General features: G+C 74.8%; 4 protein-coding genes. 1 reads left to right on the top strand and 3 read right to left on the bottom strand.

The genetic code is table 11. From position 1 onward, the window contains the following. The 3 genes from ACIF9R_RS30050 to ACIF9R_RS30040 form a co-directional block, all read right to left on the bottom strand. The coding region (locus ACIF9R_RS30050; protein WP_399985539.1) for a hypothetical protein at positions 1-336 on the bottom strand (336 nt) is incomplete at its 3' end. After that, positions 333-1,055, bottom strand: coding sequence for a TetR/AcrR family transcriptional regulator (locus ACIF9R_RS30045; RefSeq protein ID WP_399985538.1), 723 nt, complete (start codon positions 1,053-1,055; stop codon positions 333-335). The genes ACIF9R_RS30045 and ACIF9R_RS30050, both read right to left, overlap by 4 nt. 64 nt (positions 1,056-1,119) lie before the next feature. Further along, positions 1,120-3,042 carry a hypothetical protein gene (locus ACIF9R_RS30040; protein WP_399985537.1) on the bottom strand — a complete coding sequence of 641 codons (1,923 nt, stop codon included), beginning with the start codon at positions 3,040-3,042 and terminating at the stop codon, positions 1,120-1,122. A gap of 157 nt (positions 3,043-3,199) precedes the next feature. On the opposite strand from ACIF9R_RS30040, the gene ACIF9R_RS30035 reads away from it, so the two are divergent. Further along, the gene (locus ACIF9R_RS30035; RefSeq protein ID WP_399985536.1) at positions 3,200-3,631 is read left to right on the top strand and encodes a hypothetical protein; all 432 of its coding nucleotides are present in this window, start codon (positions 3,200-3,202) and stop codon (positions 3,629-3,631) included. Positions 3,632-3,719: the final 88 nt, after the last annotated feature.

Here is a 3,719-nt window from a genome sequence, read left to right as displayed (position 1 = left end):
CCCGGCCGGGGGCGCGGCGGGTTCCCCGGCCGGCGGCCCGGGGGCCGGGGGAGCCTCGGAGTCGGCGAGCAGTTCCCCCACGGTGAACCGGCTGGCGAACGTCTGCCACGACCCGTCGACGACGAGCAGGAACCCGTCACCGGTCCGCAGCAGACGGCGGCGACGAGGGCTCCCCGGGTGCTCCGGCGCATAACCCCGCGCCTGCCGCTCCAACTCGGCGAGCGCCGCCTCCCGGGACCCCTCGACATGCGTCAGCACCCGGGCCACCGTGTGCTTGCGCTGCCCGATCCCCTGCGTCGTCTCGACGACCAGGGCCCACGTCGTCGTGGTGCTCACGCATCCGCCAGCGCGATCAGCCGGACCGCCAGGTCGGTGAACGGCCCGTCGCCCGGCTCGTTCCTGACCAGCCCCCGCAGCAGTGCGGCCAGCTCCTCGTCGCGCGCGGCCGCGACTGCGGCGAGCGCGGCGAAGTCCTGCACCAGCTGCGCCTCCAGCTCCTCCCGCGGCACCCGCCGCCCGTCCAGCCAGATCAGCGCCGTCGACTCGACGAGCGACACCCAGGACCGTACGACGAGTTCCAGCCGGGCCGGCGCCGGGCCCTCCACCCCCATGTGCGACAGGATCTGTTCGTACGCGGCCTGCCGTACGGAGTCGACCAGCGCGTGGGTGGCCGACACCGTGCTCACTGAGCAGGCTCCGCCCGCGGACACCGCCGGGCCGCCGCGCATCAGGGCGGCGAATCCGGGCCCGTGACTCTCGACGAAGTCGAAGAACCGGGCCATCACCCGCCGCAGCCGCGATCCCAGCGGACCCTCGTGCGGCTCCATGAAACGGGACGTCAGGTCCTCCGAGGCGCGCCTCAACGCCGCCTCGTACAGGCTGAGTTTGCCGGGAAAGTAGTGATAGACCAGCGGGCGGGAGATGCCCGCCCGCGACGCTATCTCGTCGATGGAGACCTCATCGGGAGAGCGTCGGCTGAACAGTTCGAGGGCCACGCCGATCAACTGCTGCCGCCGCTCCTCGACTCCCATCCTGCGACGTACCCCGGTAGTCATGCGAACACCTTACCGATCGAATCCGGCCTCGAACGGTCCGGACCGGGCCTCGGTGTTCATCCGGTCAGCGCAGCCCGCTGATCGTCCGCCCGTTCTCCCGTCCGCCCTCGAGGTCCGCGCGGGCACCCTTCTCGGCGCGTACGGTCAGCAGATGGCCCCGCGCCGACCCCTCGACCCCGCCCGTCGCCCTGACCGAGGCGATGTCGCGGCTGCCGGCGGCCAGCAGGTACCAGCCGTCCGCCCCGGACTTCCACAGCACCCCGGCGAGCACCCGCGGCTCCCGCTCCCCGCACGCCGGCACGTCCTCGGCCTTCGCCGCCACCGCCGCGGACGGCGCGCCGGGCGTGTGGAACTGCGCCAGCACCCTGGCCCCGCCGCCCCGCCAGGTCTCGGCCCGGGTGCACACCCACTCCGCGTCCTGCCGTACCCCGGGCAGCGGCTGCTCGGCGAACGCCCAGGCGTTCACGCTCCGCACCCCCGCCGAGCGCACCGCGCTCAGTGAGCAGGCGTACGGCGCCCAGGTGCGCAGCGCCTTCGCCCCGGAGACGTCCTTCGGCGAGCCGGGCGCTCCGGCGGTCAGCCGGGCCGGGACCAGCTCGCCCAGATCGGTCAGCAGCCGGCTGCCGGTGCCGTCGGTCAGCCGCAGCACGTTCCAGGAGGTACAGGGACCCTCCCGCGGCGCGGGACTCGCCAGGGGCGAGGTCACCCCGTCGACGAGGGTGAGGGCCATCGCGCCGGAGCCCGGCTCGCGCAGATCCAGCTCGTCGGCCTCCCGCACCCAAGGGGCGGTCAGATACCGGACGTTGCCGTCGGCCCGGCTCAGCACCACCGCACCCGACCCGGCCCGCCCGGCACCGTCGGCGCGGGCGAGGTCCAGTGCGGCGCCCTCGGTGCCGTCCTCCGGTTCGGCGTACCGCACCACGCGCAGACCGTCGTAGAGGATCACCACCCGCGCGGTGTCCACCCTCCCCGCGTACAGCAACTGGGGCGGCCCCGCGGGCCCGCCGGAGGGGGTGCCCGGGGTCGCCGACACCCGCACGCCCTGCCCGGGCCGGGTCCACACGGCGAGCGCGCGCCGCAGCAGCGCACGGTCGCCGGTGCGGTCTCCGCGCGCCGGCCACACGGAGAAGTCGGTACGCGCGGAGGTCTTCCACGCGGCGGGGGAGACCCGGGTCAGCCTCCCCGGGTCCAGCGCGGCCCGCACGGCCGGGTTCCGGGCGTCCGACGGACCTGCCGCACCGTCCCCGCCCCAGCCGTTCTCCGGCAGCCCGAGCAGCGTCCCGCACACCGCCAGCGCGGCCCCGCCGACCAGCGCGGCCTTCAGACGCCGGCGCCGGCGCAGCAGGTCCGTGGGCCGGGCCGTGAGCGAGCAGGGATCGAACTCGGGGGAGTCGAGCAGCCGGTACGGGGCGCGAATCCCGTCGGCCTCCACCAGCGCGCCGTCCACATCGGCCACGCCCGCGGCCGTCAGCACCGTACGCACGTCCCCGTCCGGGAGCCGCTCGACGCCACGCAGCACGTGCGCGGCGCGGGCCGGACCGGACAGGGCGGACAGCCGCTGGTCCAGGGCGAGTTCGTCCGCGCCGCCCGGCCGCGGGAACAGCTTGAGCCCCCACACCCGCGGGAGCAGCGGCGGCAGCTGCGCCCGCTTCGGCCAGACCCCGCGCCGCAGCGGCCGGCCCGCCTCCAGCGCCGTGCGCACCACCTGGAGCCGGACGAGCGCGTACCCGGGGTCGCCGTCACGGCCGGCCGGCCGGGCGGGGATCAGCGGTGCGCGGGTGCGGCCGCGGGGCAGCGCCCGCTGGACCAGACAGTGCGCCCGGAACACCCGCCCGCTCCGGCCCATGCGCGCGGGCAGCACCAGGTAGGCGAGCCGGACGAGCCGTGCATAGTGCTCGACGAGCGCGGCCTCGGCCTGCTCGACGTCGACGACCGGACCGGACGAGGAGGAGGGCGCGGCGAACGGGGCGGCATCCTGTGACTGCACGCCCAGCAGAACGAGCGACCCGGCGGATGGTCACCTGCCCCACCGGGATTTGAGCACGGTGGGTGTCACAGCCGTATCGAAGACGAAAGAGCCCCCCGCCGGGGCTCCGTGCGGCGTGTCGCCGTCACGATGTCGCCGTCCAGAACCGGAGGAACACATGAGGGTGACCCGACCGATGCTCGCGCTGACCGGCGCGGTGGCGGCCCTGGCGCTGGCGGGCTGCGGAGCCGGCGGCGACGGCGAGGACCAGGTGCCGCCCACCGCGACCGGGAGCCTGGAGCACCTGGCCGCCGAGGCGAAGTGCGAGCCGAACATGCAGACCGACGCCGACACCATCCGCCAGGCGCTGTGCGGGAAGGGCAAGGAGAAGTACGTCCTCGCCACCTTCGCCACCGACCGCGGCCAGCGCGAGTGGCTCAACACGGCCAAGGACTACGGCGGTTACTACCTGGTGGGCCGCAAGTGGGTGGCCGTCGGCGAGGAGCGGACCGTGACGGACCTGCAGAGCACGCTCGGCGGGATCATGGAGGAGGGCTCCGAGCACATGAACCCCGGGGGCAGCCACAACCGGGGCGGGCACCACGGCTGACAGTGAGGATGTGACGTGGTGACGCTGCTGGCGGGTCTGACCCCTCGGCTGACTGACGTCTCGACTGTCCTGTTTGGGATTTGTCGGC

It is taken from the genome of Streptomyces sp. NPDC086080, from assembly GCF_044540255.1.
Lineage (GTDB): Bacteria > Actinomycetota > Actinomycetes > Streptomycetales > Streptomycetaceae > Streptomyces.
This window is presented reverse-complemented; position numbering and strand designations above follow the sequence as displayed.

Bases quoted from the DNA above. Each gene is read 5' to 3' on its own strand.
- ACIF9R_RS30045 (WP_399985538.1), bottom strand. From the start codon at position 1,055: ATGACTACCGGGGTACGTCGCAGGATGGGAGTCGAGGAGCGGCGGCAG.
- ACIF9R_RS30035 (WP_399985536.1), top strand. From the start codon at position 3,200: ATGAGGGTGACCCGACCGATGCTCGCGCTGACCGGCGCGGTGGCGGCC.